This is a genomic window from Streptomyces doebereineriae (genome assembly GCF_031845645.1).
GTDB lineage: Bacteria > Actinomycetota > Actinomycetes > Streptomycetales > Streptomycetaceae > Streptomyces > Streptomyces canus.
The window spans coordinates 480269-507236 of record NZ_JAVREZ010000007.1; the positions used below are offsets into that span (position 1 = coordinate 480269).

The following is a 26968-nucleotide window of genomic DNA, read 5'->3' on the forward strand; positions in this document are numbered from 1 at the left end:
CCCCCGTTTCCGCAGGTTCTGGCCTCGGACGGGGATTGTGCGGCACCACCGGGGCCTTGCCGCAAGGCCCCCCGTGGGCTATACGTTGAAGAGGGCAAGGAGGTGTGACCTCCTTGCCTTTGCTCATGTGCCCACGCGGCTCATGTGCCCATGCGGAACGCGGATCAGGGCGAGCCGGTCCGCCGAGTCGGGGCCGCCCCGCGGTCAGGCGGCGGCCGGTGTCGGCCCGACCAGCTCGGACAGGACGTCCTCCATGGTCACGAACCCGAGGACGGCCCCCGTCTCCCCCGTCACCGCCGCCAGATGACTCCCGTCGGCGCGCAGCGCGGTGAGGGTGTCGTCCAGCGGGGTGTCGATGCGGACCCGGGTGACCGGGTGCAGGGTGGCCCGGGGGAAGGGCCGGTCGCGGTCGGTGACGCCGAGGGTGTCCTTGATGTGCAGATAGCCCAGCAGGGTGCCGTCCGGGCCGGTGACCGGGAAGCGGGAGTAGCCCGCCTCGGCGGCGATCCGCTCGAGCCGCGCCGGGGTGACCGAGACGTCCACGGTCCGCATCTTCTGGGTGGGGACGAGGATCTCGCCGACCGGCCGGGTCCCCAGCTCCAGCGCGTCCCGCAGCCGCTCGCCGTCGACGGGCGAGAGCAGTCCCGCCTCACTGGCGTCGACGACCATGCGGGCGAGCTGGTCGTCGGTGAACACCGACTCGACCTCGTCCTTGGGCTCCACGCGCAGCAGTTTCAGCAGGGTGTTGGCGAAGGTGTTGATGCCGAACACGAAGGGCTTCAACGCACGCGTGAGGGCCACGAGAGGCGGTCCGAGCAGCAGGGCGGTCGGCACGGGGGCCGCGAGCGCGATGTTCTTCGGGACCATCTCACCGATCAGCATGTGCAGATAGGTGGCCAGCGACAGGGCGATGACGAAGGCGATCGGGTGGATCAGGCCCTGCGGGATGTGGGCCGCGTGGAAGGCGGGCTCCAGCAGGTGGGCGATGGCCGGTTCGGCGACCGCGCCGAGCACCAGCGAGGAGACGGTGATCCCGAGCTGGGCGGTGGCCATCATCGCGGAGAGGTGTTCGAGACCCCACAGGGTCATCCGGGCCCGCTTGTGGCCGGCACGCGCGCGTGGCTCGATCTGGCTGCGGCGCACGGAGATCAGGGCGAACTCGCCGCCCACGAAGAAGGCGTTGGTCAGCAGCGTCAGGGCGCCGACGAGCAGTTGGACGGTGGTCATCGGGTCTCCTCCCCGGCCTGGACCAGGTCCCGGGCGGGCTCCGGCGCGGTGATGCGGACGCGGTCGGCGCGGTGGTGGCCGACTTCCAGGACCTCCAGGCGCCAGCCGTCCAGGTCGAGGTCGTCGCCCTTGGCGGGGATGCGTGCGAGGCGGGTGGCGACCAGTCCGGCCACGGTCTCGTACGGCCCCTCGGGCGCCGTGAGCCCTATCTCGCCGAGCCGGTCGACGCGGACCGAGCCCTCCGCCTCCCAGGCCCGCACACCGGCGGGCCGCAGGTCGGGTATCTCCACGGGGTCGTGCTCGTCGCGGACCTCTCCGACGACCTCCTCCACGATGTCCTCGACCGTCGCCACGCCCGCCGTGCCGCCGTACTCGTCGATGACGACGGCCATGGTGCGCATCGCCCGCATCCGCTCCAGCAACCGGTCCGCGGTGAGGCTGTCGGGAACCAGCAGGGGATCGGTGGCCAGTTCGGTGACCGGGGTGACGGCCCGCTTCTCCGGCTCCAAGGCGAGCACGTCACGGATGTGCACGGTGCCGATGACCTCGTCCAGGCTGTCCCGGTAGACCGGGAAGCGGGACAGGCCGGTGGCGTGGGTGAGGTTCGCGGCGTCGGCTGCGGTGGCGTGGGCTTCGAGGGCCTTGACGTCGACGCGCGGTGTCATGACGTTCTCGGCGGTCAGCTCGCCCAGGTGCAGGGTGCGCACGAACAGTTCGGCGGAGTCGGCTTCCAGGGCACCCTCGGCCGCGGAGTGCTCGGCGAGCGCGACCAGTTCCTCGGGGCTGCGGGCGGAGGCCAGCTCCTCGGCGGGCTCCAGGCCGAAACGCCGTACGAAACGGTTCGCGGTGTTGTCGAGATGGCGGATGAAGGGGCCGAAGAGGGCGGTGAAGGCGCTCTGCGGTCCGGCCACCACCTTGGCGACGGCCAGCGGGCGGGAGATCGCCCAGTTCTTCGGCACCAGCTCGCCCACCACCATCAGCACGACGGTGGACAGGGCCACGCCCAGCGCGGTCGCCACCGGCGCGGCGCCTCCCCCGAGGCCGGCGGCCTCCAGCGGGCCCCTGAGGAGCACCGCGAGGGAGGGTTCGGCGAGCATGCCGATCACCAGCGAGGTGACCGTGATGCCGAGCTGGGCGCCGGAGAGCTGGAAGGTCAGCCGGCGTACGGCCCTGAGCGCGCCCTCGGCGCCGCGCTCACCCGCCTCGGCGGCCCGCTCCAGGTCACCGCGCTCGACGGTGGTCAGGGAGAACTCGGCCGCGACGAACACGGCACAGGCCAGGGCGAGGAGCAGGGCCAGCATCAGTAGCAGGATTTCGGTCACCGGTGCACCCCCGCCCGTCCGTGTGGGGGAATCGCGGCGCGGCCGGTACTGGGAGGCTCACCCATTGCGGAACTGTGGCTCCTTCTTGGCGGGGCAGGTTGACCCAATAGTAAAGGATGGGCAAAGCAACCTGAGGCACTCCCACGTCGGCTGCATCACTTGGCCTTCCCCTTCGCCCCCGGTCTGCGGGTACGCTGCCGGTCCGGCGGGCGTCTCGTCCGACCCAGGTGCCCACCTCTGACGGAGGTCTTCCCCCATGTTCGGACTGAGTGAGCTCGCGATCATCCTGATCGTCGTCATAGCGGTCATCGCCGTCAGGAAGGGTCCGGAACTGACCCGTACCGCGGGCAAGTCGGCACGCATCCTCAAGGCGGAGGCGCGTGCGGCGAAGGTGGGCGGCCCAGAACCCCAGGTCATCCAGGGGGAGGTCCTCCGGCCCGGGACCGCCGCGGGGACCGAGCAGAGCCACGGCACGCGCTGAGAAAAGGCGACGCCGGGAGTACGGGTTTCCCCTGCCGTCCGGCCCCGCGATGCCCCATGATGAGCGGGCCATGTACCTGCCGATCACCACGACTCGCGCGCCTCTGCCCGTTCTGCGGGCCGCGGTGTTCGCCGTCGTCGGTACGGTGCTCGGGATCAGCGCCCATCATCTGCTCGCCGAGGGCCCGGTGCCCTGGAGGCAGGGTGCCGCCGCGACGGCCGTGCTCTTCGCGGTGGGTCTCATCGGGGTGCAGCGGCCGCGAAGCCTGGCGACGGTTGTCGCCTGCAGTGTCGCGGGACAGTCCGGGCTTCATCTGTGGCTGACGCTCAACGCGGCCGGGCATCACCATGGCGGACATGTGCACGACGCCCACTCGGCGTGGCACGAACAGCTCTACGGCTCCCTCGCCATGACGGCGGCCCACTCGCTGGTCGCCGCCCTCGTCGCCGTCCTGCTGCACCGCGCGGACGCGGCCTGCTGGACGGTGGCCCGCGGGGTGACGGCGGCGCTCGACGCGGTCCGGGACCGATTGGCCGCCGCCCGGCTGCTGTTCACCCGTCCCGCGTCACCCGCGCCCCCGGCCGCGGTGGTCGTCGTACCGACGTACGACGAACGGCCGCTCACGGAACGGCCGTTGCTGGCGCACACGGTGGTACGGCGGGGTCCTCCGGCGGCGAGCGCAGCTCTCGCCCGCTGACCCCACCGGGAAGCGCCGGTCCGGCCCCGCCGGACGGCCGTCCCGCCGTACCGCCCTGCCTGGAGACCTGCATGTCCCGTATCACCCTGTCCCGCCTTTGCGTTGCGGCCGTCGGAGCCGCAACCGCCGTACTCCTGACCGCCGTTCCGGCCGCCGCCCACACCGAGGTCGAGGCCGACAAGGCGCAGGCCCTCGCCGAGAACGTCACCGTCTCCTTCCACGCCGAGGCCGAGTCCGACACCTCCGGGATCAAGGAGGTGCGCGTGGTCCTGCCCGAGGGCATCGCGCCGGCCGACGTGACGTACGGCGAGGGCCCCAAGGGCTGGAAATTCAGCGCGACCGACGACGGCTACACCGTCAAGGGCGCGGAACTGAAGACCGGCGAGAGCGCCGAGTACTCCGTCGTCGTGCGGCAGTTGCCGGACGCGGAGGAGGTGCCCTTCAAGACCCTCCAGACCTACGGCGACGGGCACGTCGACCGCTGGATCGAGCTCGACGAGAACGGCGAGAACCCGGCGCCGATGCTGAAGCTGAAGGCCGCGGCACCGGGTGCGAAGCCGGTCAGCCCCTCCCCCAGCGCGTCGGCGTCACCGTCGCCCACCCCTGAGGAGACGACCCCCGCGTCCTCCCCGCAGGCCGCCGACACCGGGAAGGACGACGAGGGCGGGCTGTCCGCGGGTGCCTGGACCGGGATCGGCGCGGGGATCCTCGTCGCGGCGGCGGCCGTGGTCTTCGCGGTACGGCGGCGGGGCGGCGCCGAGGAGTAGGCGCGCCGTGTGCGGGGTTTTCCCCCACGTCCTGGATGAATCCCCCGCCTCCGGGTAGGCCAGCCACACGGCGTACCCGGGAGATGGAGTGCCATGACCTGTGCGAACCTCCCTGCACGGCACGGGACCTGGGCGGTGGCCCTGGCGGTCACCGCCCTCGTCCTCACCGGAGCCTGTGACAACGACGGCGGTGGTGACGGCGGGGCCGCCCGGACCGCCCGGTCCTCCGCCGCCGGGTCGCCGGGCGCGACCACGGCCGGCGGCTCCCCGTCGCTCTCCGCCTCCCCGGCTCCGACCGCCACCGCGCCCTCGGATCCACGACAGGCCGAGCAGGACATCCGGGAGGCGTGGACGGTCCTCTTCGACCCGAAGTCCTCCCTGGACCAGCGCAGTGACGTCGTCGAGGACGGCGACGAGAACGCCCTGATGATCGACAACCTGTTCCGCGACCCCAGCGGCAGCAAGCTGCGCACCGAGGTGACCTCCGTGTCGTACACCTCGGACGTGCGCGCCGATGTGGCCTACGACCTCACACGCGAGGGCCGCCGGCTGGATCCCGGCGGTCCGGGGGCGGCCGTACTCCAGGACGGCGGCTGGAAGGTTGCCCTGCGTACCGTCTGCGCGCTGACCCGGCACGCCGAGGACGCCCCTGAGGCACCGAGCTGCGTGGTACCGCCCTCCAGCCCTGCCCCCGGTTCCGCCTCCAGCCCTGCCTCTAGCCCTGCCGGAACAGGTCGTTGAGCTCCGTCTGGGAGAGCTGGTCGGCGGCGTACGAGAACGTCCCGCTGTCGGCCAACTCCCGTGCGGCGTCGAGCAGATGGCGGTACATCGCGCGGGCGATGCTGCCGCCGACGGTGACCCGGCGGACGCCGAGTTCGCGCAGGTCGTCGAGGGAGAGCGCGTTGCCGGTCAGGCCCATCACCACGTTGAGCGGGCCGTCGAGTTCGCGGACGAGCGTGCGGATGGTCTTGGCGTCGGCGGCGCCGGGGACGAACGCGCAGTCGGCGCCGGCCTCCAGATAGGTGTTCGCGCGTCGTACGGCCTCGTCGAGCGGGCCGCCGACCAGCAGCACGTCGGTGCGGCCGACCAGGACGAAGGGCTCGCCGTCGGCCGCAAGGGTCTCCCGGGCGGCGCGGATGCGGTCGGCGGACAGCTTCTCGTCGTAGAGCGGACGGGTGCGGTCGCCGGTGAAGTCCTCGATGTTGCCGCCGGCAGCTCCGGCGGCGAGGGTCCTCGCGACGGTGGTGGCGACGGTCTCGGGCGACTCGCCGTATCCGTCCTCCAGGTCCGCGCTCAGCGGTACGGAGATCCCGCCCGCGATCTCGTGGACCCGGCGCAGCATGGTCTCGCGGTCGACGCGGTCCTCGGCCGGCTGTTCGGCGAAGAAGTCGTGGTCGGTGCGTCCGAGGGAGAAGGCGACGCCCGCGCTCGTGGTCGCCACGGCCGGGAACCCGGCCGCCTCCAGGATCCGGGCGCTGCCCACGTCCCACGCGTTGGGGAGCAGGAAGCAGCCCTCACGGTGCAGATCGGCGAAGCGCTGCGCCTTGGCTCGACTGTCGGTGTCCACACGGTCCTTCCCGTCCCGCCGCCCCTCGACGGGCTCCCGGAGAACGTACGCCGTGGGCGGCGCGAGGCGGACTCGTTTTGCGGCGTGGTCTTCTGCGCCCGTCGTGAGCCGGCCGTGGGCCGTCGGAGCGGCTCAGGCGCCGGCCAGGCCCCGGCCGACACACCGCGTAGCCTCTCCTCAGGAACGCCCTGTGGGTTCGCAGTGTCCCTGCCGGGGCCGTGCCGGCGCGATCAGGGAGACGCCGGCCGGGCGGCGGAGGCGACGGCGACCCGCCCGGAGGCAAGCTCTGAACGGAGGGCGGTGCGGGGACGTACCGTACGCCGACGGCCTCGGTGCACAGCCGTGGCACAGCCCTCTCTAGGATGAGTCCGATGACCAGGCCCGACCACCTTCCCGCACGACCGCCCCTGTGGCGGGCGTTGCTCGTGCTCGGGATGCTGGTCGGGGTGCTGGCCATGCACGGGCTTGCTCCAGGGGGCGGGCTTCACGGCCACGAAGGCTCGCGCTCCGCGCACATGACGACCGTCGCGGTCAGCGTCGACGCGACCTGTCACGACGGTTGCGGGTCCGGGCACCTTCACCATGCCGACGCGACCTGCGTCTCGGGGGCCGTGAGCGGTGGGCCGGTGCTGCCCGCGCTCGCTCCCGACCCCGCCGCCACGGCCGTATCCGACGACAGCCTGTGCCCCGAGGCGGTCACGTCGCAGGACGGCGCCCGCGCACCGCCCTCCCTCGCGGAACTCCAGCTCCTGCGGATCTAGACACGGCGTGCTCCGTCACGTCCAGATCCCTTTCGCACAACAGGAGTTCCAGCATGCGTACCACCCGTTTCGCGGCGCTGACCGTGAGTGCCGTGTTCGCCCTCGCCGCCTGTGGGGGCGGTGACGACAGCGGCTCGGCCGCCTCGTCGCCCTCGGTGTCCGCCGAGACCTCGGCCGACGCCCACAACGCCCAGGACGTCTCCTTCGCCCAGGGCATGATCCCGCATCACCAGCAGGCCATCGAGATGGCGGAGCTCGCCGACGGCCGGGCCGCCTCCACCCAGGTCAAGGACCTCGCCGCCCGCGTCGAGAAGGCGCAGGGGCCGGAGATCACGACCATGACGGGCTGGCTGAAGGCCTGGGACGAGAAGGTCCCCGAGTCGATGCCCGGCATGGATCACTCCGGCATGGACGGCATGGACGGCATGGCCGGGATGATGGACAGCGCCGACATGGGCAAGCTGAAGAAGGCCTCCGGCAAGGACTTCGACTCCATGTTCCTGACCATGATGGTCGAGCACCACGAGGGTGCCGTGGAGATGGCCACGACCGAGAAGGCCAAGGGCGAGTACAAGGCCGGCACGGCCATGGCCGGTGACATCGTCACGGCGCAGAACGCCGAGATCAGCGAGATGAAGAAGCTCCTCGGCGAGAACTGACCCGTCCGCGGGTCGCCGCGGTGCCCGCGCCGCCCGGCGCGGGCACCGCCAACTGTCGGCCTTCCCCCCTTGGTGACCGGACGGTTCACGGGTCCTTCTGCGGGCACCCGAAGAAGGACTCTCCGGATCCGCGAGGAGCGACAGTGACGACAGGGCGACTCCCCGATCACGAACAGCGCATTCTGGACGAGGTGGAACGCGCCCTGCGCCGCGACCGCCGACTGGACCGCCGACTGCGCACCGGTCGGCTGCGCCGACGGCCCGACCTGTCCCGGGTGACGCACTACCGGCCGCACGTCCTGACCGTGGGCCTGCTGCTCGCGGTGTCGATCGCGCTGCTGGTCACCGGGATCGTCACCTCGCGGCCCGCGGTGATCTGGACCTTCGCGGCCGTCTGGCCACTGACCCTGTTCGCGGTGTTCCGGCTGGTGTGCCGGTGGACGGAACGCTGACCGTCAGCCCTCCCCCGGCTCGAAGGCCGACTCGATCGGCCGCTCGTCGACCAGGACCCGCCCCTGCGGCGGCCCGGTGAGCAGCGCGCGTACGGCGGTCAGGACGTCCGGCGCCACATGACCGGCCCGTGCCGTCTCCTCCGGCCGGGTCCGCTCGTCCGGTACGAGGATCCCGTGGGCGCCCACCCGGGCCGCGGCCTCGGCGTCCGCGGCCGTGCCGACGACCGCGCAGTCGGCCGGTGCGGTGCACACCCGGCCCGCCGCCCAGAGGATCAGGCCCGGTTCGGGCGGACGGCAGTGACAGCCGTCGTCGGGCCCGTGCGGGCACACGCCCCAGATGTCGAAGGGGCCGAGGAGGTCGTCGACACGGTGGTTGACTGCCCGTACGTCGGCGTCGCTGAGTCGCCCGTGCCCGCCATCCGGTCGCAGGGCGACGAACCCGGTGCGGACGCCGTGCAGGCGCAGCATGCCGAGCGCCTCACGGGCACCGGGCGCCGGCCGCACCCCGTCGGGGCCGGACGGGTCTTCGGCGAGGATGCTGTCACGGTCGAACAGCACCGTACGCACGCGCGTCATGCGGCCACCTCCCGGCTCTCGGGTGCACTTCTTCCTCTCCGCGAGTAACCGAGCGGGGCCGGTCCATGCGGCGGGGCGCGATCTACCAGGTCAGGTGGAGGCGCTGGGGCGAGCGGTGGATCATCGTCGGCCGCATGTCGACCGGCTGCCCGTCCGCGAGCCGGAGCCCCGGAAGCCGGCTGGTGAGCTCCTGGAGCGTGAGGGTCAGCTGTTCGCGGGCCAGTTGTGAGCCGGGGCAGCTGTGCACGCCGTGTCCGAAGGCGAGGTGGCGGACGGGCGGGCGGGTGATGTCGAACGTGTCGGGGCGCGGGTGCCGGGCGCCGTCCCGGTTACCGCCGCCGAACGCCACGAACACCGTTGCTCCGGCGGGCAGTTCGGTGCCCGCCAGGGTGACGGGACGGGTGGTGACCCGGCGGAAGCCCTGCAGCGCGCTGTCGTAGCGGGCGGCCTCCTCGACGGCCGCCGGTATGCGCTCGGGTTCGGCGCACAGCAGCTCCCACTGGTCCCGGTGGCGCAGCAGGTGCAGGACGGTCGTGCCGATGAGCGCGGTCGTGGTCAGATGCCCGGCGATCAGCAGGTTCTGGAGGTGGGCGACGAGTTCGTGCCGGTGATCGAGGGTCAGTTCGCCCGGCCCGGTGAGGGACACGACGAGTTCGCCGCACAGGTCCTCGCGCGGCTCGGCGTGCCGCTCGCGTACGCAACGGTCGAGGATGAGCTGCATCGCCACCACGTCCTCGGCGGCGGCAACCTGCTCGCTCTCCGCCAGCGGCCGGAACAGCAGTTCCTCGGCGCGGTGGCCGCCGTGGACCACGGCCGGGACGTCGACGGGGTCGAGGCCGACGATCCGCCCGATGACGTCGCCGGGCAGCTTCCGCGCGTACGCCGACATCAGCTCGACCCGGCCGTCCTTCACGAACCCGTCGACGAGGGCGGCGACGCGCTCGGCGGCGTAGGGAAGGACCGCGGCGACCCGCGACGGCGAGAGCCCGCGCACGATCGGCGCGCGCAGCCGCTGGTGCAGGTCGCCGTCCGCGGTGACGACGACCGGGCGGCCGCCGAATCCGCCGCCGAGGACGGCGAACGCGGCCGGCGACGGCAGTACGTCGGGCACGAGGGCGTTCGCCGACGAGAAGTCCTCGGGGCGGCGCAGCACTTCACGTACGTCCGCGTCCCGGGCGACGAGCCAGGCGTCGAACTCGTCGATGCGCGCCAGCCCTTCCGTGTCCCGGGCCCGCTCGTAGTGCGGGTACGGATCGCTCTGCAACGCGTCGAGCCTGCCGTGCCGTTCGCTGTCCACGAGACGTCCCCCCTGCGGCCGGTGGTGCGGTCGCGCTCATGGTGCCGTACGGATTCGGGGGTGGGAACTGCTGCCGCTGGACTTGGCAGAAGTGACTGCTGGTGATCGCGGGTGAGCGCCTGTACTGGATGCGGTGGTTCATCTGCACGCCAAGAGGCTCTGTCGGCGGGGTCGTGCTGCCCGCGGTTTCGGGAGGGAACGCAAGTTCGTGGGTCGAATGGGTGACCTTTGCGGATGCTGCTCGTTGACTGCCGTGGACGGGGATCTTCGGCAGGGCGGGGGTGTACGAGTGGGCGGGCTGCGGGAGTTGGCGGCGTCGTTCGTGGTGCCCGGCCCGGCCGGAGTGGCGATCCGGGACCGGCTGCGGGTGTCGGATGCGGACGCGGCGGTCCTCACCGAGGTCGGCGTCTACTTGGGTTCACTGGCGGCCAGTGATCTCGCGGAGCGCTCCCGGCAAGGACTGGCACATGATGCCGCGGGGTGGGCGGTGCGCAGGCGGGAGCTGACGGGGAGGTCGTCGGCTCGGTGGGCGGGCAGTATCACCAAGGCCACGCACGATCAGTGGGCGCTGGCCAGGCGCGGGCAGGCCGCCTATCTGGGCTGGCTGCGTGGGCAGATCGCGTCCATCGAGGCGCGGCTGGCCCGGCCCTTGGGTGCCAAGGCCGACAAGCGGGCGGGCCTGGCGCGCGGCTATGCCACGCGGGGCGAGTGGCATGCCAAGTCCCGCCGCCTGCAGACGCTGAAGGCCCGGCTCGCGGGGGTGGAGGCGGACTGGGCGGCGGGCCGGGTGCGTGTGGTGCGCGGCGGTAAACGCCTCGCCCACGCCCGCCACCACCTTCAGGCGGCCGGGCTGGACGAGCAGGCGTGGCGGGAGCGCTGGCAGGCGCAGCGCATGTTCCTGGCCGCCGACGGGGAGTCCGGCAAACGCTTCGGCAACGAGACGATCCGCGTCACCGACACCGGACAGCTCTCCCTCAAGCTGCCCGCTCCGCTGGCCCACCTGGCGAACGCCCCGCACGGCCGGTATGTGCTGGACGCGGCCGCACGGTTTCAGCATCGGGGGCAGGAGTGGCTGGACCGGATCGCCGTCAACCGGGCGGTGGCCTACCGCATCCACCACGACCCGGTACGCGGCCGCTGGTATGTCACCGCCTCCTGGCAGCGTGCCGCCGCCCCCACCCTGCCGTTGGAGGCTGCGCTTGCGCGGGGGGTGGTGGGAGTGGACATGAACGACGACCACCTCGCCGCATGGCAGTTGGACGGGCACGGCAACCCGGTCGGCGAGCCGCAGCGCTTCTTCTATGACCTCACCGGCACCGCCCAGCACCGGGACGCGCAGATCCGGCACGCCCTGACCAGGCTGCTCCATTACACCGGCGTTGCGGGGCGTCCGCGATCGCCATCGAGGACCTCGACTTCACCGACGGCACCAGCCGCGAGAAGCACGGCCGCAACCTGGTGTCGATGGCCACCGAGCAGGACATCGCCGTCGTCGCGGTCAACCCCGCCTACACCAGCCGCTGGGGCGCCCAGCACTGGCAGCAGCCTCTCACCACGACAACCCGCAAGATTTCCCGGCACGATGCGGCGAGCATCGCGGTCGGGCGACGCGCCCTCGGACATCCGATCCGGCATCGGACGACACCGCCCCCGCCCCACCAGAGTGATGGTGCGGGGCATCGGACCGCCCAGGCCCGACCGGAGGTTCGTCGGCGTGAGGAAACCCGCCCCCACATTCCCGGACCGCGCACCGGATGCGCGCCGCCCGGTAGTGGAGCGAAAGCGGGCGACCAGGGTGCCCAACACCGTTCGGAGCACCCGACCGAGCACGGGTCCTGGCAACAGGACTCACTCCCGCTCAGTCTGTAGGAACGGTGTACATGCACGCGTCGGCAGGGGTGGGGCCCGGGACCCCGTCCAGGGGCGTGTTCGCCCGCGGTACGCCAGCGTGCCCTCACCCCGCTGAACCAAGTATGTGAGACCCCTATGAAATCCCCGCTGAGCAGGACCGATTCCCTAAGATCAGCTCGTGGTCACCTTCCTCCTCGAACGCACGGCCCCGCTCTCCCCGGACGAGGCCTGGCGCCGCCTCACGGAGTGGCCCCGCCACGGCGAGGTCGTCCCCCTGACGCGCGTCACGATCGTGCCGCCGGGCCCGACGACCGAGGGCACGCTCGTCGTCGCCCGTTCGGGGATCGGCCCGCTCGCCTTCGCCGACCCCATGGAGGTCACGGTCTGGCGCCCACCCGCGGAGGGCGTCTCCGGCCTGTGCCGCCTGGAGAAACGCGGCCGGGTGGTGCGGGGCTGGGCCGAACTGGAGGTGCACCCGGGTCCGGGCGGCCGGGCCCGCGTGATCTGGCGCGAGCAGCTGCGGGTTCCCTTGCTCCCCGAACCCTTGCTCGGCGTGGCGGCCAGGTCTGTCTTCGGACGCGCGCTGAACCGGCTGCTGCGAGGCGCCTGAAGGACATGCAACAGTGGGCGTCATGACGGCAGTTGACGGTACGACGGTGCAGGTGGACGAGGTCGAAAAGCTCGCGGTGGACGGGCTGCGGTGGCTGGTGGCCGCCGCGCGGGAGACGGCGGACGGCGGACTCGCCTGGCCGACCGCACCCTCGCAGGAGAGGACCGACCCGACCCTGTACAGCGGCACGGCGGGGATCGTCTCCGTGCTTCTGGAGGCATGGCGGCACCTGGGCGACGACTCCTACGCCGACCTCGCACTCCGCGCGGGCCGCGGTCTGGCCGCCGCCGTCGACGGCCACGACGACGACTCCCTGTACTTCGGCCGGTCCGGCATGGCCCTCGTCCTGCACACCCTGCACGACGAGCTCGGCGACGCCGCCTGCGGTACGGCGGCCGATCACGCGATGACTCTCGTGCGCTCGCACTTCGACGGGGAGCGCTGGGGGGAGCTGTTCGAGCTGATGGGCGGCAACGGCGGCAACGGCCTGGCCGCTCTGGCGGTCGGCGATCCCGAGTTCGCCGTCCTCGCGGTGGAGCCCTATCTGCGGGCCGCCGAGAAGACCCCGTGGGGCGTCACCTGGCCGCACCGCCCGGGCACGGAAGCCCGCTTGCACCACATGTCCCACGGCACGCTGGGCATCGCCTACGCCCTCGTCCGGATCGGCCACGCGACGGGCCGCGCCGACCTGGTCGACCTGGGGCTGGCGGGCGTCGCGGATGTCGTGGCCCGCGACGAGGGCGGCCCGGACGGCTTCCTGGTCCCGCACTCCACCCCGCAGTTCCGTCCGGACCTGATCGAGCCGGTCAGCTACGGCTGGTGCCACGGCCCGGCCGGTGACGCCCACCTGTTCCGGCTGCTGAGGGACACCCAGGGCGACCCGGCCTGGGCCGCGCTCGCCGACCGCTGCTGGCACACGGTCGTCCACTCCGGAATCCCACAGCGGCTGCGGCCGGGGTTCTGGGACAACAACGGCCGTTGCTGCGGCACGGCGGGCGTCCTCGCCCTCGCCGGCGACCGGATCGCCGAAGGGGCAGGAGGACAGGAGGCGTACGACTTCGCGCGGGTCCTCGTCGCCGACCTCGCCGCCCGCGCGGTCCGGGACACCGACGGTGCCCGCTGGTCCAACGTCGAGCACCGGGCCACCCCGAGCGACCTGGAACCGGGCACCGGCTGGGCACAGGGCGGTGCGGGCATCGTGCGTGAACTGCTGCGCTTCGTCCGGCTGAGCCGGGGCGGCGATCCGGGGTACGCGTTCACGTGGCCGGACCAGCCCCAGGTGTCCGCTCAGGCCACCGACCCGATCCGGCGGACCGGTTCCGAGGTCACGTCGTGATGGATCGGCGTGTGTGCGCCGGTGAGGGAGACCCCGCTGCCGCCCCGCCGGCTCGCGACGATCTCCGCCGCGATCGACAGGGCCGTCTCCTCGGGCGTCCGCGCGCCGAGGTCCAGGCCGATGGGTGACCGCAGCCGCGCCAACTCCAGCTCCGTCACGCCCACTTCGCGCAGGCGCTCGTTGCGGTCGAGGTGGGTGCGGCGGGAGCCCATGGCGCCCACGTAGGCGACCGGGAGGCGCAACGCCAGCTGGAGCAGGGGGACATCGAACTTCGCGTCGTGGGTCAGCACGCACAGGACCGTCCGGGCGTCGACCTCCGTACGCTCCAGATACCGGTGCGGCCACTCGACGACTATCTCGTCGGCCTCCGGGAAGCGCGCCTCGGTCGCGAAGACGGGGCGCGCGTCGCACACGGTGACCCGGTAGCCGAGGAACGTGCCGATCCGCACCAGCGCCGACGCGAAGTCGATCGCGCCGAAGACGATCATCCGGGGCGGCGGCACGGAGGACTCGACGAGCACGGTGAGCGGGGCGCCGCAGCGCGAGCCCTGTTCGCCGATCTCCAGGGTGCCGGTCCGGCCCGCCTCCAGGAAGGCGCCGGCCTCGGCGGCGATCGTGCGGTCCAGCTCGGGATGGGCGCCGAAACCGCCGTACCCCGAGAGGTCCTCGGGGCGTACGACGAGCGCGCGGCCGACGAGTTCCCGCGGTCCGGAGACGATCCGCGCGAGCGCCGCCGCCCCGCCCCGCGCCGCGGCTTCCACCGCGGCCGCGACCACGGCATGGACGGGGTCGCCCACCCGGACCGGGGTGACGAGGATGTCGATGACGCCGCCGCAGGTCAGGCCGACGGCGAAGGCGTCCTCGTCGCTGTAGCCGAAGCGTTCAAGGACTGACTCCCCGTCCTCCAGCGACTGTTGGCACAGTGCGTAGACCGCGCCCTCCACACAGCCGCCGGAGACCGAGCCGATCACCGTGCCGTCGGCGTCCACCGCGAGGGCGGCGCCGGGCCGGCGGGGCGCGCTGCCGCCGACGGCCACCACGGTGGCCACGGCGAAGTCACGTCCCTGCTCGACCCACCGGTGCAGCTCGTCGGCGATGTCCAGCATGTCTCGGTCTCCTTCACAGCGGTTGCGTACGGGTGCGTTCGAGCGGTTAGTGCACGCCCATCCAGCTCTCGATCGGGTTGAGGGCGTAGTACACCAGGAAGATCGCCGTCAGTCCCCACATGAAGGCGCCGATCTCCCGCGCCTTGCTCTGCGCGACCTTGATCGCGACATACGAGATGACGCCGGCGGCGACGCCCGCCGTGATCGAGTAGGTGAACGGCATGATGACGACGGTCAGGAAGACCGGGATGGCGGTGGCGCGGTCGGCCCAGTCGACATGGCGGGCGTTCATCATCATCATCGCGCCGATCACCACCAGGGCGGCGGCCGCGACCTCGCCCGGCACGATCGCCGTGAGCGGGGTGAAGAACAGACAGGCCGCGAAGAACAGGCCGGTGACCACGGACGAGAGGCCGGTACGGGCGCCCTCACCCACTCCCGTCGCCGACTCCACGAAGACGGTCTGGCCGGAGGCACCCGCCACTCCGCCGATCGCACCGCCCGCGCCGTCGATGAACAGCGCCTTGGACAGGCCCGGCATCCGGCCCTGCTCGTCGGCGAGCTCGGCCTCGGTGCCGACGCCGATGATGGTGGCCATCGCGTCGAAGAACCCGGCGAGCACCAGCGTGAACACGATCATGCCGACCGTCATCGCGCCGACCTCGCCCCAGCCGCCGAACTCGACCTTCCCGAAGATCGAGAAGTCGGGCATGGAGACCGCGCTGCCGTGCAGTTCGGGGGCGCCGCTCGCCCACTGCTCGGGGTCGACTGCCCCGGCGGCGTTGAGGAACACGGCGAGCACGGTCCCGCCGACGATGCCGATCAGGATCGCGCCGGGGACGCCTCGCGCCTGGAGCATGAAGATCGCGAGGAGGGTGACTGCGAACAACAGGACGGGCCAGCCCGCGAGTTCACCCGTGGGACCGAGGGTCACCGGGGTGGCCTTGCCCTGGTGGACGAAACCGGCCTTGTAGAAGCCGATCAGCGCGACGAACAGGCCGATGCCCATGGTGATCGCGTGCTTGAGGGCCAGCGGGATCGCGTTCATGATCATCTCGCGCAGGCCGGTGACGACCAGCAGCATGATGACCACGCCGTACATCACGCACATGCCCATGGCCTGCGGCCAGGTCATCACGGGCACGACCTGCGAGGACAGCACGCCGGAGACGGACAGGCCGGCGGCGAGCGCCAGCGGCACCTTGCCGAAGAAGCCCATCAGCAGCGTGGTGAAGGCCGCCGCGAACGCGGTCGCGGTGATGAGTGCCTTCTGGCCGAGCGTGTCCCCCGCCGCGTCCTTGCCGGACAGGATCAGGGGGTTGAGCAGGAGGATGTACGCCATCGCCATGAAGGTGGTGACGCCGCCGCGCAGTTCGCGCGCGACCGTGGATCCTCGCCGGGATATGTGGAAGTACCGGTCGAGCCAGGACCTGCCGGCCGGGACGCGGGTGCCTTCTCCCGCGTCGTCGGCCGTGGTCCTGGGTTCCAGGGACTGCTGGGTCATGGTGCCGTCTCCCAAGGTTCACAGGGACACCCGCGCAACCGCCTTTTCGGGCACGGGATTTGGGATGTGCACGACCCGGGGGACGGCCCAGGACGGACAGTTGGGGCCCGGGGGACCAGGCCCCCGGGGAATCACCGGTTCATCACGTGCCGGTCAGGTGCTCCGGCCGTACCGGTGTCCTGTTGAGCTCCAGCCCGGTCGCGTTGCGGATCGCCGCGAGCACGGCCGGGGTCGAGGACAGGGTGGGTGCCTCGCCGACGCCGCGCAGCCCGTACGGCGCGTGGTCGTCGGCGAGTTCGAGCACGTCGACGGGGATGGTCGGCGTGTCGAGGATCGTGGGGATCAGGTAGTCCGTGAAGGAGGGGTTCCTGACCTTCGCCGTCTTCGGGTCGACGATGATCTCCTCCATCACCGCCACGCCCAGGCCCTGGGTCGTACCGCCCTGGATCTGGCCGATGACGGACAGCGGGTTCAGCGCCTTGCCGACGTCCTGCGCACAGGCCAGCTCGATCACCTTGACCAGTCCGAGCTCGGTGTCGACCTCGACGACCGCCCGGTGGGCGGCGAAGGAGTACTGGACGTGTCCGAAGCCCTGCCCGGTCCGCAGGTCGAAGGGCTCGGTCGGCCGGTGCCGCCACTCCGCCTCGACCTCGACGCTCTCGCCTTCGAGCACGTCGACCAGGTCCGCGAGGACCTCACCGCCGTCGGTGACGACCTTGCCGCCCTCCAGGAGCAGCTCGGCGGTGGCCCAGGCCGGGTGGTACGAGCCGAACTTGCGGCGCCCGAGCTCCAGCACCTTCTCCCGGACGAGCTCGCAGGAGTTCTTGACGGCGCCGCCGGTGACGTACGTCTGGCGGGAGGCCGAGGTCGAACCCGCCGAGCCCACCTGCGTGTCCGCGGGACGGATGGTCACCTGTGCGACCCCCAGCTCGGTGCGGGCGATCTGCGCGTGGACGGTGACCCCGCCCTGCCCGACCTCCGCCATGGCCGTGTGCACGGTGGCGACGGGCTCGCCGCCGACGACCTCCATGCGCACACGCGCGGTCGAGTAGTCGTCGAAGCCCTCGGAGAAGCCGACGTTCTTGATGCCGACCGCGTAGCCGACACCCCGCACGACGCCTTCACCGTGGGTGGTGTTGGACAGACCGCCCGGCAGCTGCCGTACGTCGGCCTCCTCACCGGCCGCGAGCCACTGCTGCTCCGGAGGAAGCGGCATCGCCTTGACGCGGCGCAGGAGTTCGGCGACGGGCGCCGGGGAGTCGACGGGCTGACCGGTCGGCATGATCGTGCCCTGTTCCATGGCGTTCAGCTGCCGGAACTCCACCCGGTCCATGCCCACCGCGTCGGCGAGCTTGTCCATCTGCGCCTCGTAGGCGAAGCACGCCTGGACCGCGCCGAAGCCGCGCATCGCGCCGCAGGGCGGGTTGTTGGTGTAGAGCGCGAGGGCCTCGATCTCGACGTCGTCGACGACGTACGGCCCGATGCCGAGCGAGGCGGCGTTGCCGACGACCGCCGGTGAGGCGGAGGCGTACGCGCCGCCGTCGAGGACGATCCGGCACTTGACGTGCGTCAGCCTGCCCTCACGTGTGGCGCCGTGCTCGTAGTAGAGCTTGGCCGGGTGCCGGTGAACGTGCCCGAAGAAGGACTCGAACCGGTTGTAGACGATCTTGACCGGCTTGCCGGTGCGCAGCGCGAGCAGGCAGGAGTGGATCTGCATCGACAGGTCCTCGCGGCCGCCGAAGGCCCCGCCGACGCCGGACAGCGTCATGCGCACCTTGCGCTCGGGCAGGCCGAGGACGGGCGCGATCTGCCGCAGGTCGGAGTGCAGCCACTGGGTGGCGATGTAGAGGTGGACGCCACCGTCCTCGTCCGGCACGGCGAGACCCGACTCGGGGCCGAGGAAGGCCTGGTCCTGCATGCCGAAGGTGTACTCGCCCCTGACGACGAAGTCGGCCTTCTTCGAGGCCTCCTCGACGTCACCGCGGATGATCGGCTGCCGGTGCACGATGTTCGGGTGCGGGACGTGCCCTACGTGGTGGTCGTCGCGGCCCTCGTGGACGAGGATCGCGTCGGGGGCGGTCGCGGAGGCCTCATCGGTGATGACGGGCAGCTCGCGGTACTCGACCTTGATCTTGGCGGCGGCGCGGCGGGCCGTCTCCGGGTGGTCGGCGGCGACGATCGCGACCGGCTCGCCGTGGTGCCGGACCTTGCCGTGGGCGAGGACCGGGGTGTCCTGGATCTCCAGGCCGTAGTTCTTCACCTCGGTCGGCAGGTCGTCGTACGTCATGACGGCGTACACGCCCGGCATGGCGATGGCCTCGCTCGTGTCGATGGACACGATCTCGGCGTGCGCGACCGGCGAGCGGAGGATCTGCCCCCAGAGCATGTCCTCATGCCACATGTCGGACGAGTACGCGAACTCGCCGGTGACCTTGGGGGTGCCGTCGGGGCGGAGCGTGGACTCGCCGATGCCGCCCTTGGTCTTCGAACCCTGGGTGATCTTGGTGGGAGTGCCGTTAGGAGTGGACACGTCAGACCGCCTCTCCCTGCCGGGCGGCCGCGAGGCGTACCGCGTCCATGATCTTCTCGTAGCCGGTGCAGCGGCACAGGTTGCCCGACAGCGCCTCGCGGATGTCCGCGTCGCTCGGGTTGGGGTTGCGCTCCAGCATCTCGTCGGCGGCGACCAGCAGTCCCGGCGTGCAGAAGCCGCACTGGACGGCGCCGGCGTCGATGAACGCCTGCTGGACGGGCGAGAGTTCGGTGCCCTCGCCGGTGTGGGAGTCGTGCCCCTCCGGCACCTGGTGACCGCACGAACGCTGCTTCGCGTAGTCCGCGAGCCCCTCGACGGTCACGACCTCGCGCCCCTCGACCTGCCCGGCGGCGACGAGGCACGAGCACACCGGAACCCCGTCCAGCCGGACCGTGCAGGACCCGCACTCTCCCTGCTCGCAGGCGTTCTTCGAACCGGGCAGCCCGAGCCGCTCCCGCAGCACGTACAGCAGGGACTCGCCCTCCCACACGTCGTCGGCTTCCTGCGGACGTCCGTTGACAGTGAAGTTGACGCGCATTACGCAGCTCCCTCCGTGGTGGCGGCGGTGCCGCGGTACGACTCCCAGGTCCAGGTCAGCGTGCGGCGGGCCATGATGCCGACCGCGTGGCGGCGGTAGCTCGCCGTGCCCCGGACGTCGTCGATCGGGTTGCAGGCGGCGGCGCAGAGGTCCGCGAACTGCTTGGCGACCGAAGGAGTGATGATCTTGCCGTTGTCCCAGAACCCGCCCTCTTCCAGAGCGGCGTTCAGAAACTCCTCGGCGGTCTTGGCCCGAACGGGTGTGGGAGCGGCCGAACCGATCCCCGTCCGCACGGTCCGCGTCCCGGGGTGCAGGGCGAGCCCGAAGGCGCACACGGCGATGACCATGGCGTTGCGTGTGCCGACCTTGGAGAACTGCTGGGGCCCGTCGGCCTTCTTGATGTGCACGGCGCGGATGAGCTCGTCGGCCGCCAGCGCGTTGCGCTTCACGCCGGTGTAGAACTCGTCGATCGGGATGAGCCGCGATCCGCGCACCGACTCGACCTCGACCTCGGCGCCGGCCGCGAGGAGGGCGGGGTGGGCGTCACCGGCCGGTGAGGCGGTGCCGAGGTTGCCGCCGACGCCGCCGCGGTTGCGGATCTGCGGAGAGGCCACGGTGTGCGAGGCGAGGGCCAGGCCCGGGAGCTCGCCGCGCAGGTCCTCCATGATCCGGGTGTACGGCACGGAGGCGCCGAGCCGCACGGTGTCCTCGCCGACCTCCCACTCGGTGAGGTCGCCGACGCGGTTCAGGTCGAGCAGGTACTCGGGCCGCCGATGGTCGAAGTTGATCTCGACCATCACGTCGGTGCCGCCCGCGATGGGCACAGCGGTGGGGTGCTCGGCCTTGGCGGCGAGCGCCTCCTCCCAGCTGGCGGGGCGAAGGAAGTCCATGACCGGCTCTCTTCTTCGTCTTGGGGGTCGTACGGATCGAGCCAGATCGTGTGCGGCGGGGCCCGGCTCGTTCATGTGCTGTTCACGTGGAGTGGAGCCAGTACACAGCGGCGTACTCCGACAGGGTCAGTCACGGAAACCATGAAGGAGTTGGCTGGTCGGGGCCGCCATCTTGTAGATTCGTATGAACGGAGGCCCTCGGTTACCTCCATGTTTTCCTGCGGAAACGTTCGACACAGCCCACGTGACCTGGGACACAGCCCCGAGGGCGGCAGGGCCGCTCCGCACCTCACCGGACCCTTCCTCCATCGTAGATTTCGAGACAAAGAACGGCGGCGACGAGAATGCGGCTGCGCGCACTGCTGGACACCGACGCGCTGGGCCTGCGGCTGCTCGGCGGCGAGGACGAACTGGATCGCACCGTGCGCGGGGTGATGACCACGGACCTGCGCGACCCGAGCCGCTACCTCTCGGGCGGGGAACTGGTCCTGACGGGTCTCGCCTGGCGCCGGGACGCCACCGACTCGGAGCCTTTCGTACGACTCCTCGTGCAGGCCGGGGTGGCCGGGCTGGCGGCCGGTGAGGCGGAACTGGGCAATGTCCCGGAGGACCTGGTCGTCGCCTGCGTACGCCACCGCCTCCCGCTGTTCGCGGTGCACGAGTCGGTGGCCTTCGCGACGATCACCGAGCATGTCGTACGGCAGGTCTCGGGGGAGCGGGCCGGCGACCTGGCGGCCGTGGTGGACCGCCACCGCCGCATGATGACCTCGGGCCCGGCGGGCGGCGGCCCGGACGTGGTCCTCGACCTCCTGGGCTCCGACCTGGACCTGCGCGCCTGGGTCCTGTCCCCCACCGGCCGTCTGATCGCGGGCGCCAAGGTGGCGGGTCCCGGTCTCCCGGCGGACACCTGCGCGAAGCTCGCGGCGGAACACCTGGCGGCGGCGCGCACCGGGCGCCGAGGGCCCCACCGTGTCACGCTCGGCTCGTCGACGTACTCCCTCTTCCCGGTCCGCAGCTCCGGCCGCTCTCCCCAGGCCTCCAGGGACGTACGCGAGACGGTCCTGTCGGACTGGCTGCTGGCGGTGGAGGCCGACGCCGGCGACTGGCCGGAGGAACGCCTGGACCTCCTCCGGGGCGTCACCCAGCTGATCGCGGTCGAGCGGGATCGCAGGGACGCGGCCCGCACGGTCCGCCGCCGCCTGGCCCAGGAAGTCCTGGAACTGGTCCAGACGGGAGCGGCACCGGCCGAGATCGCCGCCCGCCTCAGGGTGGCCGCCCCGGTCCTCCTCCCCGGCCTGGGAACTGCCCCTCACTGGCAGGTGGTGGTGGCCAGGGTCGAGTGGCAGGACGGCGACCTGGAGGGCGGTCCCGTGGCCCAGTCGCTCCTGGAGGAGATCCTGGTGGACCCGTCGGCCACGGGCCCCGAACCCTCCGACCGCATAGCGGTGGCCCACACGGGCGACGAGGCGATCGCCCTGGTGCCCCTCCCGGCGGTCTCCACCGAGCACGACGGCTCCGAGGCCGGCATCCTGGCGGACGTCCTCCTTGAATCCGTACGGGACCCCCTCTCGGCCGGCTTGGACGACGACGGCAGGGTCACCCTGGGCGTCAGCGCGTCGGTCCACTCGGCGGAGGGCCTCAGAGGCGCCCTGGAGGAGGCCCGCCACGCCCGCAGGGTGGCGGCGGCCCGCGCCGGCAGGGTCTGCGCGGCAGGCCACCAGGAGCTGGCCTCGCACGTCCTGCTGCTGCCCTTCGTGCCGGACGACGTCCGCCGGGCCTTCACGGCCCGCCTCCTCGACCCGCTCCGCGACTACGACCGCCGCCACCGGGCCGAGCTGATCCCCACCCTGGAGGCCTTCCTGGACTGCGACGGCTCCTGGACCCGCTGCGCGACCCGTCTCCACCTGCACGTCAACACGCTGCGCTACCGCGTCGGGCGGATCGAGCAGTTGACGAGCCGGGACCTCTCACGCCTCGAGGACAAGCTGGATTTCTTCCTGGCACTGCGGATGAGCTGAAACCTGTGAGGCCCCGGACTCCCACGACTTTGTGAATTCCTTCACCCACCCCCTTGGCCGGGCCCGTCGTTTCGTGCTGAGATGCCGCCACCACTCATAGCTCGACGGCGCGCTCGGGGAGGGCAACGTGGCGTATACCGCCATGTCTGGTAACGGAACGACCGCCGGTGACGATCCACTCCAGACCGCGGTATGGCGGCTGCGCTCGCGGGCCTGCTGGGCCGACGCGGCCGCCCTGCTCCAGCCGGTCACCGCGCAGGCGGCGCTGCAGAGAGCGGCACTTCTGGTGGAACGCTGCCTGTACACGGAGCAGGGCTGGCCGGAGGCGGAGGACGCACTGCGCACCGCCGAGGCGCTGGCCCACAGCGACGACGAACGCGGGGCGGCCGCTTGTGAACGAGGGCAACTTGCGTACGCCTCGACGCTCCACGGGGTCCGTGACCGCGCGGACGAGGCGAGGGCGGCGCTGGGTCGTGCGGCGGCGCTGATCCCTCCGGGGGTGGCGGCGAGGGCACTGCTGGACTTCCGCCGGGGCCTGCTGGCGGAGAACCTGGCCCACGCTCCCCAGGCGGCCCGGGCGGCCTACCGCCGCGCCCACGCGGGCGCCACGGCCCACTCCGACCCGCTGCTCCTGTCCTTCACTTGGCGCCACCTCGCCGGACTCGCCCTGCGGGACGGCGAGTTGGCCGAGGCGCGGCACGGCTTCGCCGAATCACTCCGGATCCGGGAGGAGTTGGGCTACCTGGTGGGAACGGCTCCGGCCCTCGCTTCCCTCGCGGACGCGGAGGTGGAGCCGGAGGCGTCCCGGCTCCGCGAGGAGGCGAGGCGGTTGTACCGGTTGCTGGGGGGCGTACCTACGTGGCTGGCCCGGCAGTTGGCTCCGCCGGCGGCTACGGCGTGAGGTGAGCGGGGCGCCCGTGGGGGTGCCGGGGTGGGGTTGGGGGAGTTGCGGTCACCGACGCCGAGATGGACCGTTCGTCACCTCACCCCCCGCAGGCCTCCGTACGCCTCAGGAAGCCCCGGCGAAATGCCCGCCCACCAGACCCCGCACCACATCCAGATCCCGCGCGATCAACGCGTCCAACAGCGCCGTGTGCTCCGCAGCGTCCGCGATCAGGTCCGCCCGGCCACGCGCCGCGGAACCACCCACCAGCGGCCACTGAGACCGCCGGTGCAAGTCCTCCGCGGTCTGCACCAGTTGCTCGTTCCCCGACAGCAACAGCACCGCGCGGTGGAACGCCCGATCGGCCTCCGCGTACGTCGCCCGGCATCCCGACGACGCCGCCCGCACGCTCGCCTCCGCCACCGGCCGCAGCTCCGCCCACCGCTCCACCGACACACTCCGCGCCAGCCGCAACACCACCGGCACCTCGATCAGTGCCCGCACCTCGGCCAACTCGGCCAGCTCACGTGCCCCCCGCTCGACGACCCGGAACCCACGGTTGGGAACAACCTCGACGGCCCCCTCCAACGCGAGCTGCTGCATGGCCTCCCGCACCGGAGTGGCGGACACCCCGAAGCGCTCCCCCAGCGCGGGCGCCGAGTACACCTCACCGGGCCGCAGCTCCCCCGTGACCAACGCCGTACGCAAGGCGTCGAGGATCTGCCCCCGCACGGAGGCCCGCTGGACGACAGGCCGCGGAATCGGCACCTCACTGTGCGTGTGCTCACCCCGGACCCCGGAATTCGCCTCGGCCCTGGCCCGCGCCGCATCGGAGGCCCGCATCTGCGCCGGCACCCGAACCGCGCCCACGGCCAGGTCCGCGTCCCGCTCCGCACCACCCGTCCCGGCGGAGCCCTGCGCACCCTGCTTCACGGGTCCTCCTCCGGACGTGTCGGTACTTGGGGTCATTAACGAGGGCTTGTTACTCACCCGTCAAGCACCTTAGGCGCAGAACGCTCCAGTTCAAATCCCGAAGATCTTGGGTAAGGTAAGGCTTACCTTTAGACGACCGCTCTGGACGACTGCGAATCGGTGCTCCCCGCATGCCCCTACCGCCGCCCGCCCCCCGCCCCGCCGTTCACTCGGCCGTCACAGCCGCCTACGCGCGCGTGACCGGGGCTCTCCCGGCGCTGACGGTCACGGAGCTGCCCGAGGACACCCCGCTCCCGGCCGGTGACGGCTGGGTCACCGCCGCGGCCCTCGCGGGGAACGGCACCGCCCTGGACACCTTCCTCGCCTGGGACGACGAGCAGGTCCTCAGGGACAACGCCAGGAAGGGCCGCCCGGACGTGATCGCCGGCTTCGGTCTGCACCGCTACGCCTGGCCGGCCTGCCTCCTCTTCACGGCACCGTGGTTCCTGCACCGCAGGGTCCCCCGCTACCCGGTGACTCAGGTCTCCTACGACCGCACCCGGGGCCCGATGGCCCTCGCGGTCCACCCCGGCCCGTTCGCCTGCCTCCCGGACGACCCGGCCGCCGCACTCCCCGGCGCGTACACGGTCCCCGACGAGGAGTCCCTGCGCGCGGAACTGAGGGACGCGATCGCCGAGCACATGGAGCCGCTCCTCGCCGCATTCGGCCCGCGCATGCGCCGCCGCGGCAGGGCTCTGTGGGGCATGGTGACCGACGAGATCGTCGAGGGGATCTGGTACGTCGCCGAACTGCTCGGCGAGCACGAGAAGCGCCGGGCAGAACACGCCCTGGAGCTCCTCCTGCCCGGGACGACGAAGCCGTACGTCGGTTCCCCGGCCTTCCGCGTGCTCACCGATCCCGACGGCAGGCCCCTGGCCACCCGGGACCGGATCAGCTGCTGCATGTACTACACACTGGACCCGGACGACACCTGCGCGACCTGCCCGCGCACCTGCGACACGGACCGGATCGCCAAGCTCACGGCGGTCGCCGCCAGTTGAGGTCCCGTCAGAGGGGACCCCGCCGCAGACCCCCCTGCCGCGTCCCGTAAGATCAACGCCGACTGGGACGCCCGTTCGGTTACAGCCAATTCACAATTTCCTCACTTGGCGCAGGAACTTTCCGGGGAACCACCCGTACGGGTAGTCTTATTCGAACTCAACTCCCGCCCCTCAAGCGGCAGTTCGAGCAGAACGCCGCCCTGGGCAACCCCTTGCACTTCCTTGGCGGCCTCTTGCCCCGAAAACGCCTGAGGGCCGTTGGGATTGGGCCACTATGGCGGGCGTTACGCCCTATCCCAATGCAAGGGACCCCAGATGAGACTGACCGACATATCGCTGAACTGGTTGCTTCCGGGCGCCGTACTGCTCCTGGGCATGCTGGCGGCGGTGGCGGTGCTCGCGCGGAGCAAGCGGTCCGGCGGGGAGCACGCGAAAGACGACTCGTGGGAGCGGAGCGAGGAGCGCCGCAGGCGCAAGGAGGCCATATATGGCACCGCCTCCTATGTCCTTCTGTTCTGCTGTGCGGCGGTCGCCGCCGCCCTCTCCTTCCACGGTCTGGTGGGCTTCGGCCAGCAGAACCTGAACCTGTCCGGCGGCTGGGAGTACCTCGTCCCGTTCGGCCTGGACGGCGCGGCGATGTTCTGTTCCGTGCTCGCGGTGCGCGAGGCCAGCCACGGTGACGCGGCACTCGGCTCCCGGATACTCGTGTGGACGTTCGCCGGCGCGGCGGCCTGGTTCAACTGGGTGCACGCGCCCAGGGGGTTCGGCCACGACGGCGCACCGCAGTTCTTCTCCGGCATGTCCCTCTCGGCCGCCGTCCTCTTCGACCGCGCGCTGAAGCAGACCCGCAAGGCCGCTCTGCGCGAGCAGGGTCTGGTGCCGCGTCCGCTGCCCCAGATCCGCATCGTCCGCTGGGTGAGGGCGCCGCGTGAGACGTACAAGGCCTGGTCGCTGATGCTGCTGGAGAACGTGCGCAGCCTCGACGAGGCGGTCGACGAGGTCCGCGAGGACAAGCGCGAGAAGGAAGCGGCCCGACTGCGTCGGCGCGGCGAGCAGCGTGTGGAGCGCGCCCAGCTCAAGGCGATCAGCCGGGGACACCGCGGCTTCGCCGGCCGGGGCGGCGGGCGCGAGTTGGAGTCCCAGGCGGCGGCCCCGGCTCTGGAGCGAGCCTCCGCGGAGCCTGCCATATCCAACCCGGAGCCGCTGCCCGTACGCCAGCGTCCCTCTCTCCAGCCCGTCCGCGGCGCGTCCGAGTCGCACTCCGTCGACCTCACCGCGGAGGACGACACAATGGCCCTGCCGCGTCTCGACTCGCTGGAGCGCAAACTCAAGGATCTTGAGCAGCAGTTCGGCTGAGGCGAAAGCCGAGCCCAGGGCCGGAGCCAAGGCCTGAAGGGCGCGGCCGAGAGGCCGGAGCACCACGGGAAGGGGGCGTGACCGACGCGGTCACGCCCCCTTCCCGTGGTTCACGCCGTTCCGGCGTCGAGTTCGAACCAGACGGCCTTGCCCACGCCATGTGTCCGTACACCCCAGGCGTCCGCGAGGGACTGCACCAGGACCAGACCCCTGCCGTGTGTACCGTCGTCGGCGTTCGGTACGCGCATCCGGGGTCTGCGGGCGACGAAGTCCCGCACCTCGACCCTCAGCGCCCGGGGTCCCACCGTGGCCGTGACGACCGCGTCGTCGTCGGTGTGCACGAGTGCGTTGGTGACGAGTTCACTGGTGAGCAGTTCGGCTATCTCGGATCGTCCGGGCCTCCCCCAATGTCGTAACAGCTCGCGCAAGGCCCTGCGTGTCTCAGGTACGGCCCCCAGGTCCGCCTGCTCCAGTCTGCGCCGGAGCTGAGGCGACTGCGCCTGCTCCAGGGCGCTGTCGGCCTTCTCCTCCACGGTCTTTGCCGAGAAGGCCCCTACTGTCGTGGGA

25 protein-coding genes and 1 pseudogene are annotated in these 26968 nt (G+C 71.8%); 14 read left to right on the forward strand and 12 right to left on the reverse strand.

Annotation, left to right across the window (positions count from 1 at the left end):
- Positions 1 to 204: 204 nt before the first annotated feature.
- Together RNB18_RS23060 and RNB18_RS23065 are read right to left on the reverse strand one after the other, a co-directional pair.
- Positions 205 to 1227 (reverse strand): hemolysin family protein, encoded by a 1023-nt coding sequence (locus RNB18_RS23060; protein WP_311715986.1) that lies wholly within the window; start codon positions 1225 to 1227, stop codon positions 205 to 207.
- Positions 1224 to 2549, reverse strand: a complete 1326-nt coding sequence (locus tag RNB18_RS23065; protein ID WP_311715987.1) for a hemolysin family protein — start codon at positions 2547 to 2549, stop codon at positions 1224 to 1226. Before RNB18_RS23065 ends, RNB18_RS23060 begins: the two co-directional genes overlap by 4 nt.
- Positions 2550 to 2805: 256 nt before the next feature.
- On the opposite strand from RNB18_RS23065, the gene RNB18_RS23070 reads away from it, so the two are divergent.
- From RNB18_RS23070 to RNB18_RS23085, 4 genes are all read left to right on the forward strand, one after another.
- Positions 2806 to 3030, forward strand: coding sequence for a translocase (locus RNB18_RS23070; RefSeq protein ID WP_311715988.1), 225 nt, complete (start codon positions 2806 to 2808; stop codon positions 3028 to 3030).
- Positions 3031 to 3100: 70 nt separating this feature from the next.
- A complete protein-coding gene (locus RNB18_RS23075) occupies positions 3101 to 3727 on the forward strand; it encodes a hypothetical protein (RefSeq protein ID WP_311715989.1) in 627 nt (208 codons plus the stop codon).
- 71 nt (positions 3728 to 3798) lie between these two features.
- Positions 3799 to 4494 (forward strand): DUF1775 domain-containing protein, encoded by a 696-nt coding sequence (locus RNB18_RS23080; RefSeq protein ID WP_311715990.1) that lies wholly within the window; start codon positions 3799 to 3801, stop codon positions 4492 to 4494.
- Positions 4495 to 4587: 93 nt separating this feature from the next.
- Complete coding sequence (locus tag RNB18_RS23085) at positions 4588 to 5235, forward strand: hypothetical protein (RefSeq protein WP_311715991.1); 648 nt, start codon at positions 4588 to 4590, stop codon at positions 5233 to 5235.
- Here the strand turns inward: RNB18_RS23085 and RNB18_RS23090 are convergent.
- On the reverse strand, positions 5210 to 6061 hold the full coding sequence (locus RNB18_RS23090; RefSeq protein WP_311715992.1) for an isocitrate lyase/PEP mutase family protein: 852 nt from the start codon (positions 6059 to 6061) through the stop codon (positions 5210 to 5212). The two genes, RNB18_RS23085 and RNB18_RS23090, sit on opposite strands and share 26 nt — an antisense overlap.
- 371 nt (positions 6062 to 6432) lie before the next feature.
- Between RNB18_RS23090 and RNB18_RS23095 the strand changes: the two genes are divergently transcribed.
- From RNB18_RS23095 to RNB18_RS23105, 3 genes are all read left to right on the forward strand, one after another.
- Entirely contained in the window at positions 6433 to 6822 is a 390-nt protein-coding gene (locus RNB18_RS23095) for a DUF6153 family protein (protein ID WP_311715993.1), read from the forward strand.
- Between the two features lie 53 nt (positions 6823 to 6875).
- Positions 6876 to 7481, forward strand: coding sequence for a DUF305 domain-containing protein (locus tag RNB18_RS23100; protein WP_311715994.1), 606 nt, complete (start codon positions 6876 to 6878; stop codon positions 7479 to 7481).
- A gap of 143 nt (positions 7482 to 7624) precedes the next feature.
- A complete protein-coding gene (locus RNB18_RS23105; protein ID WP_311715995.1) occupies positions 7625 to 7933 on the forward strand; it encodes a DUF3040 domain-containing protein in 309 nt (102 codons plus the stop codon).
- A 3-nt stretch (positions 7934 to 7936) separates the two neighbouring features.
- On the opposite strand, the gene RNB18_RS23110 is transcribed toward RNB18_RS23105, so the two are convergent.
- Positions 7937 to 8509: an HAD-IIIA family hydrolase gene (locus tag RNB18_RS23110; protein WP_311715996.1), complete on the reverse strand. Its 573-nt coding sequence runs from the start codon at positions 8507 to 8509 to the stop codon at positions 7937 to 7939.
- Positions 8510 to 8591: 82 nt separating this feature from the next.
- Positions 8592 to 9806: a cytochrome P450 gene (locus RNB18_RS23115; RefSeq protein ID WP_311715997.1), complete on the reverse strand. Its 1215-nt coding sequence runs from the start codon at positions 9804 to 9806 to the stop codon at positions 8592 to 8594.
- A 289-nt stretch (positions 9807 to 10095) separates the two neighbouring features.
- Here RNB18_RS23115 and RNB18_RS23120 point away from each other — a divergent pair.
- The 3 genes and pseudogenes from RNB18_RS23120 to RNB18_RS23130 all read left to right on the forward strand — a co-directional run bounded on the left by RNB18_RS23120 (position 10096) and on the right by RNB18_RS23130 (position 13603).
- Positions 10096 to 11675 (forward strand): annotated as a pseudogene (locus RNB18_RS23120) (IS200/IS605 family accessory protein TnpB-related protein).
- Between the two features lie 160 nt (positions 11676 to 11835).
- Positions 11836 to 12267 (forward strand): SRPBCC family protein, encoded by a 432-nt coding sequence (locus tag RNB18_RS23125; protein ID WP_311715998.1) that lies wholly within the window; start codon positions 11836 to 11838, stop codon positions 12265 to 12267.
- A gap of 22 nt (positions 12268 to 12289) precedes the next feature.
- Positions 12290 to 13603 carry a lanthionine synthetase LanC family protein gene (locus tag RNB18_RS23130; protein ID WP_311715999.1) on the forward strand — a complete coding sequence of 438 codons (1314 nt, stop codon included), beginning with the start codon at positions 12290 to 12292 and terminating at the stop codon, positions 13601 to 13603.
- On the opposite strand, the gene RNB18_RS23135 is transcribed toward RNB18_RS23130, so the two are convergent.
- From RNB18_RS23135 to RNB18_RS23155, 5 genes are all read right to left on the reverse strand, one after another.
- Complete coding sequence (locus RNB18_RS23135; protein ID WP_311716000.1) at positions 13555 to 14709, reverse strand: XdhC family protein; 1155 nt, start codon at positions 14707 to 14709, stop codon at positions 13555 to 13557. The two genes, RNB18_RS23130 and RNB18_RS23135, sit on opposite strands and share 49 nt — an antisense overlap.
- A 46-nt stretch (positions 14710 to 14755) precedes the next feature.
- A complete protein-coding gene (locus RNB18_RS23140; protein WP_311716001.1) occupies positions 14756 to 16213 on the reverse strand; it encodes an NCS2 family permease in 1458 nt (485 codons plus the stop codon).
- A 142-nt stretch (positions 16214 to 16355) separates the two neighbouring features.
- Entirely contained in the window at positions 16356 to 18743 is a 2388-nt protein-coding gene (locus RNB18_RS23145) for a xanthine dehydrogenase family protein molybdopterin-binding subunit (RefSeq protein WP_311716002.1), read from the reverse strand.
- 1 nt (position 18744) lies between these two features.
- On the reverse strand, positions 18745 to 19281 hold the full coding sequence (locus RNB18_RS23150; RefSeq protein ID WP_311716003.1) for a (2Fe-2S)-binding protein: 537 nt from the start codon (positions 19279 to 19281) through the stop codon (positions 18745 to 18747).
- Positions 19281 to 20171: an FAD binding domain-containing protein gene (locus tag RNB18_RS23155; protein ID WP_311716004.1), complete on the reverse strand. Its 891-nt coding sequence runs from the start codon at positions 20169 to 20171 to the stop codon at positions 19281 to 19283. Before RNB18_RS23155 ends, RNB18_RS23150 begins: the two co-directional genes overlap by 1 nt.
- Positions 20172 to 20515: 344 nt before the next feature.
- On the opposite strand from RNB18_RS23155, the gene RNB18_RS23160 reads away from it, so the two are divergent.
- Both RNB18_RS23160 and RNB18_RS23165 read left to right on the forward strand, forming a co-directional pair.
- The gene (locus RNB18_RS23160; protein ID WP_311716005.1) at positions 20516 to 22189 is read left to right on the forward strand and encodes a PucR family transcriptional regulator; all 1674 of its coding nucleotides are present in this window, start codon (positions 20516 to 20518) and stop codon (positions 22187 to 22189) included.
- Positions 22190 to 22316: 127 nt separating this feature from the next.
- Positions 22317 to 23090 (forward strand): hypothetical protein, encoded by a 774-nt coding sequence (locus RNB18_RS23165; RefSeq protein ID WP_311716006.1) that lies wholly within the window; start codon positions 22317 to 22319, stop codon positions 23088 to 23090.
- A 108-nt stretch (positions 23091 to 23198) separates the two neighbouring features.
- Here RNB18_RS23165 and RNB18_RS23170 read toward each other — a convergent pair whose 3' ends face one another.
- Complete coding sequence (locus tag RNB18_RS23170; protein WP_311716007.1) at positions 23199 to 24005, reverse strand: GntR family transcriptional regulator; 807 nt, start codon at positions 24003 to 24005, stop codon at positions 23199 to 23201.
- A gap of 170 nt (positions 24006 to 24175) precedes the next feature.
- On the opposite strand from RNB18_RS23170, the gene RNB18_RS23175 reads away from it, so the two are divergent.
- Positions 24176 to 25045 (forward strand): (2Fe-2S)-binding protein, encoded by an 870-nt coding sequence (locus RNB18_RS23175; protein WP_311716009.1) that lies wholly within the window; start codon positions 24176 to 24178, stop codon positions 25043 to 25045.
- Positions 25046 to 25360: 315 nt separating this feature from the next.
- Complete coding sequence (locus RNB18_RS23180) at positions 25361 to 26401, forward strand: DUF2637 domain-containing protein (RefSeq protein WP_311716010.1); 1041 nt, start codon at positions 25361 to 25363, stop codon at positions 26399 to 26401.
- 110 nt (positions 26402 to 26511) lie between these two features.
- Here the strand turns inward: RNB18_RS23180 and RNB18_RS23185 are convergent, their stop codons facing one another.
- The gene (locus tag RNB18_RS23185; RefSeq protein WP_311716011.1) at positions 26512 to 26934 is read right to left on the reverse strand and encodes an ATP-binding protein; all 423 of its coding nucleotides are present in this window, start codon (positions 26932 to 26934) and stop codon (positions 26512 to 26514) included.
- Between the last annotated feature and the right edge of the window lie 34 nt (positions 26935 to 26968).